Source organism: Arthrobacter zhaoguopingii (genome assembly GCF_009828605.1).
Taxonomy (GTDB): Bacteria; Actinomycetota; Actinomycetes; order Actinomycetales; family Micrococcaceae; genus Arthrobacter_D; species Arthrobacter_D zhaoguopingii.
Genome location: NZ_WIAE01000021.1, coordinates 1 through 16,798, shown reverse-complemented (window position 1 = coordinate 16,798; position 16,798 = coordinate 1). Strand labels below are relative to the sequence as shown.

The window sequence follows — 16,798 nt, the reverse complement described above, 5'->3', positions numbered from 1 at the left end:
CTATCGGCCGGGAGCCGTCCGGCGGCATCGCACGGGTTGCGCGGACCGCTTAACGCGGGCGGAATGGCGTGTACCGGCTGTCCCATCATGCCCGGGTACGGCAAGATGGGACGGTAGAGGCCACGCGGGACCGCCGCACCACCCCAAGTCAACAGGAGAATTCATGGATATCGAGGTACTGCGCCGGGCGCCGCTCTTCGCTTCGCTGGGAGACGACGTCTTCGCCGCCCTCACTGATGAGTTGACCGAAGTTGACCTCTCGCGTGGATCGTCGGTTTTCCGTGAGGGAGATCAGGGCGACCAGCTGTACTTCATCGTCTCCGGCAAGATCAAGCTGGGCCGCACCGCCCAGGACGGCAGGGAGAACCTGCTGGCCATCCTCGGCCCGGGCGAACTCTTCGGCGAAATGGCCCTGTTCGATCCCAGCCCGCGCACGGCCACGGCGACGGCGGTGTCGGAGACCCGGCTGGCGGGGCTGAAGAACGAGAACCTGCGGGTGCTGCTCGAGACCCGCCCCGAGGTCTCAGCCCAGCTGCTCCAGGCGCTCGCCCGCCGGCTGCGCCGCACCAACGAGTCCCTCGCTGACCTCGTGTTCTCCGATGTCCCCGGCCGCGTCGCGAAGGCGCTGCTGGATCTGGCCGACCGTTTCGGCAGGCCCGCAACCGACGGCGTCCTGGTGGCCCACGAACTCACGCAGGAGGAACTGGCCCAACTGGTCGGCGCTTCACGTGAAACGGTCAACAAGGCCCTCGCCGAGTTTGTCCAGCGCGGCTGGCTCCGCCTCGAGGCCCGCGCCGTCGTCATCCTCGACATCCAGCGGCTGCGGCAGCGCAGCCGCTGACCCGGCCCCCGGGGTGGTCCGGCCGCACTGCTGCGGCTGAGCTGCGCTGCACTTTCATCGACCGCGCCACTACCGCGCTACCGGTTAACTGCACTACCTTCTATCGGCCGCGCTTCTATCGGCCGCGCTGGGCCGAGCCGCCCTCGGTCAGCACGGGGCAGGCGACCTCGAGCATCAGGTCGCCGTCGTGCTCGGCCAGGTGCGGGTAGTAGAGCTTGATCTTCCGCTTGTGGGAAAGATAGGCGATGCAGCCGCGCGATGAGCCGAGCTTTTCGAGGATCAGCTCCACTGCGGGGACCGTGATCTCGCTCAGGGTGCGCCCCACGGTGTTGGGCTGGCCCACCTCGTCACCGAGTCCGGTGGTGTTCCGGCGCTCGATCTCCTGCGCCGCGCACTTCCAGTCGCCCCAGATGCCCTTGCTCTCAAGGAGGGTGGGCGACTGGTTCACGGGCTGGGCCACGGCGAAGTAGTGGGTGTCGAAGCGGCGGTGCGCAAAGTCGGGGGTCAGCCAGTGCGCCAGCGGCTTGATCAGGTCGGACCGGACGGCCAGCCCGCGCCGGCTGAGGACCTCGGCAAAAGAGCTGTCCTGGTGGGCGACGGACTCACGCGCCTTCATCCATTCCCGGCCGCGGGTGCTCTCCACCATGCTGGTGGAGTCGGGCCCCGCCAGCAGCACGCCAGTTTCCTCGAAGAGTTCGCGCACGGCGGCCAGCACGTGGCGCCGGGCCAGGTTGTGGTCGTCGGTCCCCAGCGCCTTCGCCCAGGCAGAGGGGCTGGGTCCGCACCAGTCGACCGGGTCGTCGTCGAACTCCTCAATCAGGCCGCCCGGGAACCCAACGATTCCCAGCGGCGATTCGCTCCGGCGACAGGTGAGGTAGGTCTCCGCGCCCGTCGGGCTATCTCGGAGCAGGACGACCGAGGAGGCCGGGCGGGCCTTCAGGGGGGTGCGGGCACCATATTCCACCCAGCCCCGGGCGGCGCTGCGCTCCTCGGGATGGAGGGGGAACCTGCGGTTGCTGAGTCGGTCCACGGGACTAGACGAACTCCACGATCATCTCGACCTCGACCGGTGCATCAAGGGGAAGCACGGCGACGCCGACGGCGGAACGGGCATGGACTCCGGCATCTCCAAAGACCTCACCCAGCAGGTTGGAGGCCCCGTTGATGACGGCCGGCTGGCCGGTGAAGGCCGGGTCGGAGGCGACGAAGCCGACAACCTTGACGATCCTTGTCACCCGGTCCAGGTCGCCGATCCGCTCCTTGACCGCGGCCAGGGCGTTCACGGCGCAGGTGGCCGCGAGGGACTGGGCGGTGTCGGCGTCTACGGCGGCCCCGACCTTGCCGGTGGCCGGAAGCTTCCCGTCAATGAAGGGAAGCTGCCCGGAGGTGTAGACGAAGGTGCCCGAGATAACAGCCGGCACGTAACTGGCGACCGGCGCGGCGACGGCCGGCAGGGTGATGCCCAGCTCGGAAAGCCGCGCCTCGACCGCCGAGGGGGCGGTTTCAGTGCCGGTCACGACTGGCCCTTTTCGCGCTTGAGGTAGGCCACGAGGCCGTTCCCGTCGGGTCCGGGAACCACCTGGACGAGCTCCCAACCGTCCTCACCCCACTGATCAAGGATCTGCTTGGTGGCGTGGATGATCAGCGGAATCGTGGAGTACTCCCATTTGGTCATGCGTCAAAGCCTAGCGCGTGCTTGTAAACTGCAGTACATGGCTCCTCGGACCTCCCCTCTCTTTGACACGGCAACCACCCTTGGGAAAATCGTTGCATTCCTCGGAATCAGCGGACTCAGTGGTGTGCTCGCCGCCGGACTGCTCGTGCCCGTCGCCGCCGCGGCGGGCGCCGGAGCGTCGGCCTCCATCCAGTTCTTCGAGGAGCTCCCGGCGGAGCTTGAGCGCGACGCGCTCGCCCAGCCGACCAAGATCCTCGCGACCGACGGCTCGCTGATCGCCACCCTGTACGAGGAGAACCGGCAGCCGGTCACGCTCGACCAGGTCTCCCCCAATATGACCAATGCCCTGCTGGCCATCGAGGACAACCGCTTCTACGAGCACGGCGGCGTCGACCTGCAGGGCATCCTCGGCGCGGTCGCCAACAACATCAGCAGCGACACCACCCGCGGCGCCTCAACCCTCACCCAGCAGTTCGTCACCAACGTGCTGATCGACACCGCCCGCCAGAACGGCGGGGAAGCGGTCTTCAGCGGCAGCAAGACCATCGGGGACAAGCTGCGCGAGGCGAAGCTCGCCATCGCCGTCGAGAAGGAACTCACCAAGGACGAGATCCTCGAGGGGTACCTCAACATCGTGCCGTTCACCGGCACCACCTACGGCGTGCAGGCGGCCTCCAAGTACTTCTTCAACGTCGACGCGAAAGACCTCAACATCGAGCAGAGCGCCCTGCTTGCCGGCGTCGTCAACGGCACCACCTACTACAGCCCCGAACTGAACCCGGAGCGGTCCCTGGAGCGGCGCAACCTCGTGATCGGCGCCATGCTCAAGACCGGCAAGATCACCCAGGAGGAGCACGACGCCGCCGTCGTGAAGGACCTCAGCCTGAACATCACCCCGACGCTCAACGGCTGCGCCGGCGCCGCACAGGCACCCTACTTCTGCGACTACGTCACCCACCTGATCCTCAATGACCCGGCCTACGGCGAAACCGCGGAGGACCGCAAAAAGGTGCTCTACCGCTCCGGCCTGACCATCAAGACCACGCTCGATCCCCGGATTCAGAAGGCCGCGCAGACCGCCGTCAACGAGACGGCGAACCCCGAAACCACCGACGGCGCCGTGGGGCACTCCCTCGTGAGCGTCGATCCGAAGACCGGCAACATCATCTCGATGGCGCAGAACACCCGGTACCGGCCGGGCGAGGCGGCCGGCGATTCGGTCCTGAACTTCAACGTGGACCTGTACGAGGACGGGAATCCCGAGAAGAGCCTCGGCGGTATCGGGGGGTTCCAGCCGGGCTCGACGTACAAGCCCTTCACCGTCGCCGCCTGGGTCGACGCCGGAAAGTCACTGAACACGGTTCTGGACGGCAGCAAGAAGCGCTATCCGGAGAACGACCGGTGGACGGCGAGCTGCCTCCAGGGCGGGGCCTACCGGGTGCAGAGCGAGGATGGCCTCAGCGGGTACTTCCCGCAGAACTACGGCGACACCAACTACGGTCCCGCCACCGTGCTCCGCGGTCTGGCCCAGTCGCTGAACACCATCACCATGGCCTCGGCCAAGCAGCTCGACCTCTGCCGCATCCAGGACATCGCCTACGACATGGGTGTCCACGACGGCAAGAGCAAGGACGGCGAACCCGGGCGCCTCACCGTTGCGCCCTCAGCGCTCATCGGCGGCGTCGAGGATGTCTCCCCCCTGTCGATGGTCACCGCCTTCGCCGGTTTCGGCGCCGAGGGCAGTGTCTGCGACCCCCGCGCCCTGACCGAGGTCACGGCCGCGGACGGCACCAGCTACCCGGTTCCGGCCTCCTCCTGCAAGCAGGTCATCCCGAAGGAAACCGCACGCGGCGTGAACTACGCGACGCAGGAGGTCATGAAGACCGGCTCCGGTTCACTGCTCGAGTACGGCGGCATCCCGATGGCCGGCAAGACCGGCACCAACGACCAGCGCTCGCAGACCTGGTTCATGGGCTACAACTCCGGCCTGGCCACGGCAAGCTGGATCGGCAACTGGAAGGAAGGGAACACCTCCCTCAGCGGCCTGCAGATCGGCGGCCGCGTGTACCCGGAGATCGACGGCTCCCTGATCGCCGCTCCCTCCTGGGCCCGTTTCATGCAGCAGATCCCGGGCCTCTACGTCGGCGAGCCGTTCCAGAACCCGCCGGCCGACATGATCAACGGCCGCCAGAGCGTACAGTCCTTCGGCAACGGCCAGAACGGCAACGGGCAGAACGGCCCCGGTGGGCTTCCCGGCGTCCCCGGTGGCATACTCGGTGGACCGGCCGAACCGGGCGACGACAACGGCGGCGGAAACGGCAACAACGGCGGCGGCGAAGGGAACGACTAAACGTGGAGTCATCGAGGACGAACGGCGTAGGGACAGCGCTCGCATGGAGCACCGGGCTCACGGCACTCGCCGGGGCCGCGACCCTGGGCTACGCCTCGGTGATCGAAAGGACCCTCTTCTCGCTCCGTGAGGAGACGGTACGGGTCCTCCCGCCCGGAGCCCGGCCCCTGCGGGTGCTCCAGCTCTCCGACATCCACATGGCGCCCCACCAGAAGTCAAAGCGTGACTGGCTGCAGGGCCTGGCCCGGCTCGAACCGGACCTGGTCGTCAACACCGGGGACAACCTCAGCCACCGCAAGGCCGTGGGCCCCCTGCTTGAGGCCCTCGGCCCGCTGCTCCGCTTTCCCGGCGTCTTCGTCCCCGGTTCGAACGACTACTACGAGCCGGTCCTGAAGAACCCCCTCCGGTATTTCTCCGGCCCCTCCTCCGCCGGCACCCGCGAGCCCCGCGAACTGCCTTGGGCCCAGATGTTCAGCGCCTTCGGCACCGCCGGCTGGATCGACCTCACCAACCGGAGCCAGTCCATCGGCATGCGCGGCCTCCGCCTCGACTTCACCGGAGTCGACGATCCCCACCTCGACCGCGACAAGTACGCCGGCTACCCCGCCGGGAGCAGCACCTCCGCCGAGGCCCCGCACGTGCGCATCGCCGTCACCCACGCCCCCTACCAGCGGGTGCTCGACTACTTCACCGACGGCGGCGCCGAGCTGATCCTGGCCGGCCACACCCATGGGGGCCAGGTCTGCGTGCCCGGCTACGGGGCGCTGGTGACGAACTGCGACCTCCCGACCTGGCGTGCCCGCGGGCTCACCGAGTGGGAGCACCGCGGGCACCGGGTGCCGCTGAACGTCTCGGCGGGCATTGGCACCTCCCGGTTCGCCCCGGTGCGCCTGGCCTGCCGGCCCGAGGCCGTCCTGCTCACCCTGACCGCCCGGGATGCGGCGTAGGAGAAGTTTCCCGCCGCTGTTCGTTCAACGGGGAGCCAGGTCCGCCGGCCTCCGGGCCGCCCCGGCCCGCGCCGGATTTAGGACCGACATCGAGCACCGAAGAGGTGGAATGAAACCGGCACCGACGCTGCGCGAGTCGATGAAGCGCCTGTACCCGCACGTGCGTCCCATCGCCCCGCGGCTGCTGCTGGGCCTGCTGTGCGCCCTGGCCGCGAGCGTCATGGCGTTGGCGGTCCCGCAGGTGCTCCGCGTCCTCGTCAACGACTCGCTCACGCGCGGCGGCTCCGCCTCGGGGGTCTGGCTTGCCGCCGGCCTCGTACTTCTGCTCGGTGTCCTCGAGGCGGCGCTGATCGCCCTGCGGCGGCAGTTCGTCATCGGTCCGGCCACCTCCGTGGAGACCAACATGCGGACCTCCTTCTACCGGCACCTCCAGGAACTCCCCGTGGAGTTCCACGACCGCTGGGGAAGCGGCCAGCTGCTCTCCCGCGCCATGTCGGACCTCAACCTGATGCGCCGCTGGATGGCGTTCGGCCTCATCATGCTGGTGGTGACCTCACTGACCGTGGGGATCGGCGTCGTGGTGATGTTCCTGACCAACTGGATCCTCGCCCTGATCTTCCTGGCCGCCGCGGTGCCGATCATGATCTACGGGTTCCGCTTCCGCACCTCCTACAGCCGGGTCTCGCGCAGGAGCCAGGACCAGGCCGGCGACCTCGCCACCGCCGTCGAGGAATCGGTTCACGGCATCCGCGTGCTCAAGGCCTTCGGGCGCAGCGGCGAGGCACTCGATGCGTTCAATGAGCAGGCGGAGCAGCTGCGCCGCACCGAGATCGTCAAGGCCAAATCGCTCGCCAACTTCTCCCTCGTGGTCACCCTGCTCCCGGAACTGGCGCTGGGAGCCTCCCTTGTCGTCGGCGTGCTGCTGGCCTCGTCGGGGCAGGTGAGCATCGGGGCGCTCGTCGCGTTCTTCGCCACCGCCGCCGTCGTCGCCGGCCCGGTGGAATTCATCGGACCGCTGCTGGCCATGACCTTCACCGCCAAGACCGCCATCGACCGCCACTACGAGGTTATGGAGACCCGGAACCCCATCACGTCCCCGGCAGCCCCGGCACGGCCGGCCGACCCGCGCGGGGAACTGGCCTTCGAGGGCGTCCACTTCCGCTACCCCGACACCCAGGACGCTGCCGGGGACATCCTCAACGGCGTGGACCTGCGGCTGCGGACCGGTGAAACCCTGGCCATGGTGGGCGTGACCGGCAGCGGCAAGACCACCCTGGTGCAGCTGGTGCCGCGCCTCTACGACGTGACCGGAGGGCGCATCACTCTCGACGGCACCGACCTGCGGGACTTCGCCCTGGCCGACCTGCGCACCCTGGTGGCGGTCGCCTTCGAGGACACGACCCTCTTCTCAAGCTCGGTGCGCGACAACGTCCTGATGGGCGCCCGGACCGAAAGCGACGCCGATGCGGAGGCCCTGCTGGCCGAGGCGCTCGAGGTGGCCCAGGCGCAGTTCGTCTACTCCCTCCCCCTCGGGGTCGATACCCTCATCGGCGAGGAGGGACTGAGCCTGTCCGGCGGCCAGCGCCAGCGCCTGGCCCTGGCCCGGGCCATCGCCGCCCAGCCACGCGTGCTGGTGCTCGACGATCCCCTCTCCGCCCTCGACGTGCGCACCGAGGAGCTCGTTGAGGAGCGGCTCCGGGAGGTGCTGCGCGGCACGACAACGCTCGTGGTCGCCCACCGGCCCTCGACCGTCGCCCTGGCCGACCGGGTCGCGCTGCTTCAGGACGGGCGGATCACCGATGTCGGCACGCACATCGAACTGCTCGCCCGCAACGACCACTACCGCTATGTTCTTGCGAGCCTGACGGAGGAACCGGTGGATCTCGACAGCGGGTACGACGACGAAGAGGCACTGGCATGACAAAGGCTGCACAGCGGCCGCGACGGCGGCCGGGGCGGAAGTCCGCCCCGGAGGCGACGGCGGGGGCCGCCCCCGCAGGCGTCAGCAACGAGGACGAGGTCCTGCTGGACCGGGCGCAGAACCGGTCGGTGCGGGCCCGCTCCTTCCGCCTGCTCGGGGCACTGATCCGGCCCAACCGGCGGCAGTTTGTTTTCACCATCGCCCTCGTCGTCATCTCCCAGGCCGCCCGGGTGGCCGGACCGGCGATCATCGCGTTCGGCATCGATCGGGCCCTGCCCGCCCTGATCGCCGGGAGCCCGGTGCAGCTGGTGGCGGCCGGGGGCGCCTACCTCGTCGCCGCCGTCCTCGGTGCCGTCCTCACCGCCGGATACGTGCGGGCGACGGCGCGGCTGAGCCAGGCGATGCTGCTCGACCTGCGCCTGTGGGTGTTCCGGCACACCCAGCGGCTGAGCCTCGAGTTCCACGAGAAGTACACCTCGGGCCGGATCATCTCCCGGCAGACCTCGGACCTTGAGGCGCTGCGCGAACTCCTCGATTCGGGCGTCAGCTCCCTGGCCTCCGGCGTGATGTTCATGCTCTTCACCGCCGTGACCATCTTCGCCCTCGACTGGCGGACGGGCCTGCTGATCCTCGCCGCCGGGGTTCCCATGTTCCTGCTGGCCCGCTGGTACCAGAAGCACTCGCAGATCGCCTTCCGGTCCTCCCGGGTGGTCTCCGCGAAACTCATCGTCCACTTCATCGAGACGATGACCGGGATCCGCGCCGTGAAGGCGTTCCGCCGGGAACCGGCCAACGCCACCCGGTACGACGAACTGGCCGAGGACTACCGCCGGGCCACCATCCGCTCGATCAACCTCAACGGCGTCTTCCAGCCGGGGCTGGTGCTCATCGGCAACCTCACCGTGGCCGTCGTGCTCGCGGCCGGCGGGTTCCGGGTCCTCGAGGGCTCGCTTGAGGTGGGCGCGCTGCTGGCCCTGCTGCTCTACAGCAAGCGGTTCTTCCAGCCGGTGGACCAGATGGCCCTCTTCTACAACTCCTTCCAGTCCGCCTCGGCGGCGCTTGAGAAGGTCTCCGGGCTGCTCGAGGAGGTTCCGACGGTCCGCCCGCCCCGGAACCCGGTGGCCCTTCCGCGGGCCCGGGGCACCGTCGAATTCCGGGACGTCGAGTTCCGCTACGCCGACGGCCCGCAGGTCATCCCGCCCCTGAACCTTGCCATCCCGGCGGGCCAGACCGTGGCCCTGGTCGGGCAGACCGGCGCGGGCAAGTCCACGCTCGCCAAGCTGATCGCCCGCTTCTACGACGTCTCCGCCGGGAGCATCACCCTCGACGGGGTGGACCTGCGCGAGGTGGATGCGAAGGACCTGCGGCGCTCGGTGGTGATGGTAACCCAGGAGGCCTTCCTGTTCAGCGGCTCAGTCGCTGAGAATATCGCCCTCGGCCGGCCAGACGCGTCCCGGGAGGAGATCGAGGCGGCCGCGCGCGCCGTCGGCGCCGACGCATTCATCCGCGAACTGCCCGAGGGCTACGACACCGACGTCAACAAACGCGGGGGCCGGGTGTCCTCGGGGCAGCGGCAGCTGATCAGCTTCGCCCGGGCCTTCCTGGCCGACCCCGCGGTGCTGATCCTCGACGAGGCCACCTCGTCCCTGGACATTCCCAGCGAACGGCTCGTGCAGCAGGGCCTGCAGCGGCTGCTGGGGCAGCGCACGGCCCTGATCATCGCCCACCGGCTTTCCACCGTGGCGATCGCCGACCGGGTGCTGGTGGTGCACGATGGCGAGGTGGTCGAGGACGGAAAACCGGCGGACCTCATCGGTGGAACCGGCCGGTTCGCGGCCCTGCACGCGGCCTGGAAGGACTCGCTGGTGTAGGACCGCCGGCCGCGGCGGGCCGGGGTTTCGCCTCCCGGGCCTTCACGGGGTATTCTTGGAAAGTTGCTTTTGCCGCAGGTCCTGCGGCAGAAACAATGCACCGGGGTGTGGCGCAGCTTGGTAGCGCGCGTCGTTCGGGACGACGAGGCCGCAGGTTCAAATCCTGTCACCCCGACCCACGAAGTGAACTCGGCTTCACGTAATTCAGGTACGACAGCAGGGGCGTCTCCGCAGGATGGAGGCGCCCTTCCTGTTTCCCGGGTTTTTCGCCCTGCATTCCGCGTCCCGGCGGTCGCGCCGGCCTGAAGCAGATGGCGTAAAGCCGTTGGGACGAAGCCGGCGGCGGACGCGTGTTGGACCCGGGATCACGGAGCCGATGCGGTTGGATTAAGAGCAAGCAAAACCCCGAGCGCCGGAAGAGGCACCCGAACAATGCACAACGCGGCGCAGGTCGTCTCCCGGTTCGGCCCCACCCTCGACCGGGTCGCCGGGCTCATCGACGCCGCGGCCCAGAAGGCCGTGGAGCACTTCCTCAGCGAGTACCAGCCCGAGGAATTCGTCCGCCGGGAAATCTACCGCCATGCCACCCGCGACCGGGTTTGGAACCTGCTGCTCGGAAACCCCGTTTTCGTCGACACCGGCATCACAGCGGTGCCCAGCAACAAGGGCGGGTACCTTTCGGCCGAGGGCATCGGCCGAATCTCCATCCTGACCCGCCCACCGGGCGTCACCCTCCTTCCGGGCACCGACCCGGAACAGGGCGCCCTCTTCGACCTGCCCGACGCCGGGGACGGCCTCCTGCCCTCCCGGGAGCTGTGGAGCGTCCACGCCCTGCAGACAGCAATCTACTGGGACCCCACCACCACCGGGTCCCTGCGCCGGGCAACCCTCAGCGTGGGGTACGACCTGGCGAAGATCCACGCCGTCGTGCTCTCCGAAGTCCTCCTGAACGCCCGCGGACCCGGCGCACCCGGCCCGCGCTCCCCGGGCCTGGTCGAAGTTCCCCTCGAGGGCTTCGACGAGCTCTTCGCCCCCGGAGGCGCGGCGGACTAAGCGGGGCCGTCCGCCTGTTCGACGCCCGGACCGCAGCCTGCCGGCGGGTCCTACTGCTCCTCGACCTCGCAGAACAGCCCCGTGAAGGTCACTCCCAGACCGCCGAGCTTCTCGAAGAACGCCCCGGCCTCGGGCACGCTGACCGCGCGGGAGGCGGCATCGTAACTGTCGAAATAGACATCCAGGGTGCGGTGCGCCGGAGCCGGCGTCCCGTCCTCCTTCGGCCACACCTTCGCGGACTCCAGACGGACCTGGCCGGGCAGCGCCCGGGCCTTCGCGAGGAGGTCGGGGAATTCCCGCTCGAATGCGTCCAGGTCGGCGGGGATGTCGATGATGAGGGTGATTCTCGTCTGCATAGGACACTTCTCCTCGTGGCGGGCTGAGCGGGCCTCCGGCCGGCACCGCTGCCGCTGTCCGAGGACGTCGGAAGCGGAGCCGGCTGCGGAAATTGTGAGGCGAGTCTAACGCCGCCGACGCGGGGCTCCGCCGGGTGCGCCGAAAGTGTCGGTTCCGTGACGTACGCCGGAGCCACCGCCCGGGGATGCCTCAGGCGAAGGTGCGGCCGGTCAGGCGCTCGTAGGCCTCGATGTACCGCCCTCGCGTCCGCTCCACGACGTCGGCGGGAAGGGCCGGCGGCACCGACACCCGGTCCCAGCCGGAGGCGTCCGAGGTGAGCCAGTCGCGCACGAACTGCTTGTCGAAGGAGGGCTGGGCCCGGCCCGGGGAGTACTGCGAGGCGTCCCAGAAGCGCGAGGAATCGGGGGTCAGCACCTCGTCACCCAGGGTGATCCGCCCCGCGAGCGGGTCGAGCCCGAACTCCACCTTGGTGTCGGCGAGGAGAATTCCGCGTTCCCGGGCGATCGCCTCGGCCCGCGAGTAGATGTCCAGGGTCAGCGCACGCAGCTGCGCCGCGGCGTCGTCGCCCACGGTCATGACGACGGCGTCATAGGTGATGTTCTCGTCGTGCTCGCCCACCTCGGCCTTGGCCGAGGGCGTGAACAGCGGCGGGTCGAGCCGGGAGCCGTCCCGCAGCCCGGCCGGCAGCGGCAGGGAGCACACAGTGCCCGAGGCGCGGTATTCGGCCAGCCCGCTGCCTGTCAGGTACCCGCGGGCGATGCACTCGATCGGATACATCTCGAGCCGCCGGCAGATCATGGCGCGGCCGGCGACGGCCGCCGGGACCCCGCCGGCCTCGTCCGCGGCCAGCACGTGGTTGGGCACCCCGGTAAGGCGTTCAAACCACCACAGGCTCAGCTGGGTGAGGACCTTTCCCTTGTCGGGGATCTCCGTGGCCAGCACATGGTCGAAGGCGCTGATGCGGTCACTGGCCACGACGAGGACCCGGTCCGGGTCGCCGTCCGCCGGCTCGTACAGGTCGCGCACCTTCCCCGAGTACACGTGCCTCCAGCCGGGCAGGTCCGGGTGCGGGGGTGCGAAGGAGCTCACCGTCCCGCCACCGGCGCGGCGGCCGCCGCGACGTGGATCTCGCCGCGGGCGGCCTTCAGGGCGATGTCGGTGCGGAACTGTCCGCCCTCGAGGTCAATCTCGGCCAGGGCGTCGTAGGCCGTGGCACGGGCACCGGCAAGGTCGCCGCCCAGCCCCACGACGGCGAGCACGCGGCCGCCGGAGCTGACCACCTTCCCGTCCTTCTCCGCCGTGCCGGCGTGCAGCACCTGCACGTCCTCATGCTGCGCGGCCCGCTTCAGGCCGCGGATGCGGCCGCCGGTCCGGGGCGCTTCGGGGTAGTTCTCCGCGGCGAGCACCACGGCCACCGCGGTCCGGGGAGACCACTGGAGGCCGCTGAGGCGGTCCAGTCCGCCCCTGGCCGCCGCCAGCAGCACCCCACCGAGGGGGGTCCGCAGGCGGGCCAAGACGGCCTGAGTCTCGGGGTCGCCGAAGCGAGCGTTGAATTCGATGACCCGCATGCCGCGCGAGGTCAGGGCCAGCCCGCAGTACAGCACGCCCACGAAGGGGGTGCCACGGTTGGCCATCTCGTCGATGACCGGCTGGGCCACGCGCGTCACCACCTCTTCGACGAGGCCGGGCGGCGCCCAGTTCAGCGGCGAGTAGGCGCCCATGCCGCCGGTGTTGGGGCCCTGGTCGCCGTCATAGATGCGCTTGAAGTCCTGGGCCGGGGCGAGCGGAACCACGCTGCACCCGTCGGAGAGTACGAAGAGGGAGACCTCGGGACCGTCGAGGAACTCCTCGATGACCACGCTCCCGCCGGCGTCGAAGCAGCTCTGGGCGTGGGCCAGCGCCTCGGCGCGGTCGCCGGTCACCACGACCCCCTTGCCGGCGGCCAGTCCGTCGTCCTTGACCACGTAGGGGGCGCCGAAGGTATCGAGTGCCTCTTCGGCCGAGGCGGTGGTCGAGGCGACCCGGGCCATCGCCGTCGGGACGCCGGCCGCAGCCATGACCTGCTTGGCGAACGCCTTCGAGGCCTCGAGCTGCGCGGCCGCCCGGGAGGGACCGAAGACGGGGATCCCGGCCTCGGTGAGCGCGTCGGCCACGCCGGCGGCCAGGGGCGCCTCGGGGCCAATGACCACCAGATCCGAACCGAGCCGCTGCGCCAGCTGCGTCACCTCCGCCGGATCACTGGCGTTGATGCTGTGCGTGGGGACGTCCGCGGCGATGCCGGCGTTGCCTGGGGCCGCATGGACCTCGCGGACGAACGGATCGTTAAGAAGTGCACGGACGATGGCGTGTTCGCGGCCACCGGGGCCAATCACAAGAACCTTCACAGTAGATCAGCGTACTGGGTGCGCCGCACCCGACGAAGCCTGCTCCCCCTGTTACGCCCCGCCCGCCCACCCATACGCGGAACCGGCATCTCCGAATACCCGGTATGGACACCCGACGGAAAAGCGCCCGAGCAACGACCCTGCTGGCAGCGCTGGCAGGGATCGCGGCCGCGGCGCTCCTCCTCGGAGTGGCCGAACTCGCCGCGGCTTTCTTCACTGCCCGCGCCACGCCGGTGATCGCCCTCGGCTCGACGTTCATCGACTTCACTCCCGGGTGGCTGAAGGACTTTGCCATCGCCACCTTCGGCACCGGGGACAAGGCCGCCCTGTTCGTCGGGATGGGCTTCACCATCACCGCCCTCGCGGCGGTCCTCGGCATCGCCGCGCTCCATCGGTGGGTGCTGGGCGCAGTGGGAGTGACCGCCGCGGGCCTGATCATCGTGGCCAGTGTCCTGTCCCGGGCCGGCGCGTCCACCTACGATGCCCTCCCCTCACTGATCGGCACGGCCGCCGGGCTGCTGGCCCTCCGGCTCATGATCGCCCGCCTGCCCGCCCCCGCGCGGGCGGCACCCGATGCCCCGCCCGCCCCCGCAGCGGCGCGGGCCCTCCCCGGCGGGTCCTCGCGGCGTTCGTTCTTCGCCGCCGCCGGCATCACCGCGGCGGCGGCAGCCGCCGCCGCGGCCGGGGGCCGCGCCCTGGGCAGCGTGCGCAACAGCGTGGAGGCGGCCCGGCGCAGCCTGCGGCTGCCCGCCCCTGCCAGCCCGGCGCCGGTCCTGCCGGCCGGGCTCGAGGCCCCCGTGGACGGCGTCGTACCATGGCTGACCCCGAACCCCGACTTCTACCGCATCGACACCGCCCTCAGCGTCCCCCAGCTCGACGTCGACACCTGGGAACTGCGGGTTCACGGCATGGTCGAGGAGGAGTTCACCCTGACCTTCGACGACCTCCTCGCAGAGGACCTCATCGAGCGGTACATCACGCTCACCTGCGTCTCCAATCCGGTGGGCGGCAACCTAGTGGGCAACGCCAAATGGCTGGGCTACCCGCTGCGGGACCTGCTTCGGCGGGCCAGGCCGCTGAGGGGCGCCGACATGGTGCTGAGCACCAGCAGCGACGGGTTCAGCGCCTCGACTCCGCTGCCCGTGCTGCAGGACGAGCGCGACGCCATGCTGGCGGTCGCCATGAACGACGAGCCGCTGCCCCTTGAACACGGCTATCCGGTGCGGATGGTGGTGCCGGGGCTGTACGGGTACGTGTCGGCGACCAAGTGGGTGGTCGACCTCGAGGTCACCCGCTTCGCCGACCGGACCTCCTACTGGACCGACCGCGGCTGGTCCGAGAAGGGCCCGATCAAGACAATGGCCCGGGTCGAGGTTCCGCGCTCCTTTGGCAAGGTCGCCGCCGGCACGGTCCAGATCGGCGGGACGGCCTGGTCCCAGACCCGCGGCATCGCCCGGGTCGAGGTCTCGGTCGACGACGGGCGGTGGGAGGAGGTTACCCTCGCCGCGGAGGCCTCCGTCGACACCTGGCGCCAGTGGCACCACGAGATCACCGTCGGCCCGGGCTCCCACACGCTGCGCGCCCGCGCCACGGACCCCGCCGGTGGGCTCCAGACCGAGGAGCGGGCCGACCCCGTCCCCAACGGCGCCTCCGGCTGGCAGTCGGTCCAGTTCACCGCCACCTAGGCCTTCCACCGGCGCGGGCGGCACGCCGCGCTGCGGGAGCCGCGCCCGCCGGAGGCCCGTCCCCTCCGGCCGGCGCAGCGCCGGCGGAAAGGCGCCGCGGAAGGAGCCGGCCGATAGGCAATACTTGTTCCATGCTTTCAACTTTCAGCTCGGACGACGCCGTTGATCTCGCCGTCCTTGAGCGCAGCGGCCTGATCGAGTCCCGCCACGTGGGATCCGCCGTCGTCCTCGCCGCCGACGGCTCGGTGGTGACCGCGCTGGGCAATGTCGAGGCGCCGATCTACCCGCGCTCCACCCTCAAGCCCTTCCAGGCCCTGGCCACCATGAAGGCCGGGGTGCCCCTGCGCGGCCCGCAGGTGGCCCTCGCCGCCGCCAGCCACGTGGGCAGCGCCGAGCACCTGGACGTGGTGAAGACCATGCTCAATGCCGCCGGTGTGAGCGAAGAGCACCTTCAGTGCCCGGAGGACTGGCCGCAGGACGAGGCCACCCGGACCCAGCTGGTCCTCTCCGGCAAGGGAAAACAGCGCATCGCGTTCAACTGCTCCGGCAAGCACGCGGGATTCCTGTGGGCGTGCACCGAAAACAACTGGGACCACTCCACCTACCTCGACCGGGCGCACCCGCTGCAGCAGAGCATCGCCGAGGTCATCGAGGAGTACACCGGAGAGGCGCCGGCGCACTGGGGCGTGGACGGCTGCGGGGCGCCCGTGGCCGCGGTGTCCCTCACCGGCCTGGCCCGGGGCATCGGCAGGATCGCCAAGGCCCCTTCCGACAAGTACGCGGACGCGCGCGCCGCGACGGTGGCCACCGCCATGCTCGACTACCCGTGGGCCGTGCACGGCCGGGGCCAGGACAACTCCGTGGTCATGGAGGAGCTGGGCATCCTTGCCAAGAGCGGCGCGGAGGGCGTGCTGGTCCTGGCCGCACCCACCGGCGCGTCCCTGGCCCTGAAGGTCCTCGACGGCAACCTGCGGGCGGCCACCCTGGTGGGCCTGAGCCTGTTCGCGGCCGCCGGGGCCATTGACGCCGCGGAGGTCGGCGCGGTGCTTGAGCGGGTGGTCCCGCGCGTCCTCGGCGGTGGACGCCCCGTGGGCAGCCTGCGCCTCGCCGCGCCCGTGCTGGCCCAGCTTGACGCGGGTTCGCTGAGCTGAGGTCCGGGCAGCGGAGGGCAGGAACGGCATCGAAAGGGACGGCACCGAAAGGGACGGCATGGCACGACGACGCATCAGCACCGAGGACGGACACGCCGCCCTCCGGGCCGCGCCGGGTGGCGGCCGGGCCGAGAAGGCCGCGGCCGTGCGTTTCTGCCTTGAGGAACTGGCCGAACGGGCCCCGGGCAACAGCGTTGAAGTGCGCGTGCCGCCGTTCGGTGTGACGCAGTGCGTCGAAGGGCCGCGCCATACCCGGGGCACCCCGCCCAATGTTGTCGAAACCGATCCGCAGACCTGGCTGGAGCTGGCCACCGGCGCCCTGTCCTGGAGCGGCGCAGTGGCCGCCGGCAAGGTTTCGGCCTCCGGGCAGCGGGCCGATCTCAGCGCCTGGCTGCCGCTGTTCCCCGACGCGCCTGGTCCGGCCGCCGGGCCTCCCGTTCCGGACCGGTAGCCATGGCGCATCCAGCACCGGCGCCGCACCGGAGCACCGGTCGGCCCGGCCTGCGCCGCCGGGGCCCGGCCCGCGCCGCCGCCCTGGCCGCCGCGGCCGGCGGCGCCGTCCG

The 16,798-nt window shown here is 70.3% G+C and carries 15 protein-coding genes and 1 tRNA gene; 10 read left to right on the top strand and 6 right to left on the bottom strand.

Translation table 11 applies throughout. The features are described 5' to 3' along the window. The first annotated feature begins 163 nt into the window (after window positions 1-163). Complete coding sequence (locus tag GVV77_RS17085; RefSeq protein ID WP_120167713.1) at window positions 164-841, top strand: Crp/Fnr family transcriptional regulator; 678 nt, start codon at window positions 164-166, stop codon at window positions 839-841. Between the two features lie 115 nt (window positions 842-956). On the opposite strand, the gene GVV77_RS17080 is transcribed toward GVV77_RS17085, so the two are convergent. The 3 genes from GVV77_RS17080 to sp36 are packed head-to-tail and all read right to left on the bottom strand — an operon-like array spanning window position 957 to window position 2,516. Next, window positions 957-1,871, bottom strand: a complete 915-nt coding sequence (locus GVV77_RS17080) for an NUDIX hydrolase (protein ID WP_159620425.1) — start codon at window positions 1,869-1,871, stop codon at window positions 957-959. Window positions 1,872-1,875: 4 nt separating this feature from the next. Continuing rightward, entirely contained in the window at window positions 1,876-2,358 is a 483-nt protein-coding gene (locus GVV77_RS17075; protein WP_159620423.1) for a RidA family protein, read from the bottom strand. Then, window positions 2,355-2,516, bottom strand: coding sequence for a Sp36 family protein (gene sp36 / locus GVV77_RS17070; protein ID WP_120167707.1), 162 nt, complete (start codon window positions 2,514-2,516; stop codon window positions 2,355-2,357). The genes GVV77_RS17075 and sp36 overlap by 4 nt, the downstream gene beginning before the upstream one ends. 37 nt (window positions 2,517-2,553) lie before the next feature. On the opposite strand from sp36, the gene GVV77_RS17065 reads away from it, so the two are divergent. From GVV77_RS17065 to GVV77_RS17040, 6 genes are all read left to right on the top strand, one after another. Next, window positions 2,554-4,866, top strand: coding sequence for a transglycosylase domain-containing protein (locus GVV77_RS17065; protein WP_159620421.1), 2,313 nt, complete (start codon window positions 2,554-2,556; stop codon window positions 4,864-4,866). Window positions 4,867-4,868: 2 nt separating this feature from the next. Continuing rightward, window positions 4,869-5,813, top strand: a complete 945-nt coding sequence (locus GVV77_RS17060) for a metallophosphoesterase (protein ID WP_159620419.1) — start codon at window positions 4,869-4,871, stop codon at window positions 5,811-5,813. 109 nt (window positions 5,814-5,922) lie between these two features. Beyond that, window positions 5,923-7,734, top strand: coding sequence for an ABC transporter ATP-binding protein (locus GVV77_RS17055; RefSeq protein WP_159620417.1), 1,812 nt, complete (start codon window positions 5,923-5,925; stop codon window positions 7,732-7,734). Then, entirely contained in the window at window positions 7,731-9,605 is a 1,875-nt protein-coding gene (locus GVV77_RS17050) for an ABC transporter ATP-binding protein (protein WP_159620415.1), read from the top strand. Before GVV77_RS17055 ends, GVV77_RS17050 begins: the two co-directional genes overlap by 4 nt. A gap of 101 nt (window positions 9,606-9,706) precedes the next feature. Next, window positions 9,707-9,780, top strand: a tRNA-Pro gene (locus GVV77_RS17045). Window positions 9,781-10,037: 257 nt separating this feature from the next. Further along, window positions 10,038-10,658 (top strand): hypothetical protein, encoded by a 621-nt coding sequence (locus tag GVV77_RS17040; protein WP_159620413.1) that lies wholly within the window; start codon window positions 10,038-10,040, stop codon window positions 10,656-10,658. Window positions 10,659-10,708: 50 nt separating this feature from the next. On the opposite strand, the gene GVV77_RS17035 is transcribed toward GVV77_RS17040, so the two are convergent. From GVV77_RS17035 to purD, 3 genes are all read right to left on the bottom strand, one after another. Then, complete coding sequence (locus GVV77_RS17035; RefSeq protein WP_159620411.1) at window positions 10,709-11,014, bottom strand: EthD family reductase; 306 nt, start codon at window positions 11,012-11,014, stop codon at window positions 10,709-10,711. Window positions 11,015-11,204: 190 nt separating this feature from the next. After that, window positions 11,205-12,104 (bottom strand): phosphoribosylaminoimidazolesuccinocarboxamide synthase, encoded by a 900-nt coding sequence (locus GVV77_RS17030; RefSeq protein WP_159620409.1) that lies wholly within the window; start codon window positions 12,102-12,104, stop codon window positions 11,205-11,207. Next, window positions 12,101-13,399: a phosphoribosylamine--glycine ligase gene (gene purD, locus GVV77_RS17025; protein WP_159620407.1), complete on the bottom strand. Its 1,299-nt coding sequence runs from the start codon at window positions 13,397-13,399 to the stop codon at window positions 12,101-12,103. Before purD ends, GVV77_RS17030 begins: the two co-directional genes overlap by 4 nt. A 104-nt stretch (window positions 13,400-13,503) precedes the next feature. Between purD and GVV77_RS17020 the strand changes: the two genes are divergently transcribed. The 3 genes from GVV77_RS17020 (at window position 13,504) to GVV77_RS17010 (ending at window position 16,686) form a co-directional block, all read left to right on the top strand. Continuing rightward, complete coding sequence (locus GVV77_RS17020) at window positions 13,504-15,084, top strand: molybdopterin-dependent oxidoreductase (protein WP_159620405.1); 1,581 nt, start codon at window positions 13,504-13,506, stop codon at window positions 15,082-15,084. 131 nt (window positions 15,085-15,215) lie between these two features. Further along, complete coding sequence (locus tag GVV77_RS17015) at window positions 15,216-16,235, top strand: asparaginase (RefSeq protein WP_159620403.1); 1,020 nt, start codon at window positions 15,216-15,218, stop codon at window positions 16,233-16,235. 58 nt (window positions 16,236-16,293) lie between these two features. After that, the gene (locus GVV77_RS17010; protein ID WP_159620401.1) at window positions 16,294-16,686 is read left to right on the top strand and encodes a sterol carrier family protein; all 393 of its coding nucleotides are present in this window, start codon (window positions 16,294-16,296) and stop codon (window positions 16,684-16,686) included. Window positions 16,687-16,798: the final 112 nt, after the last annotated feature.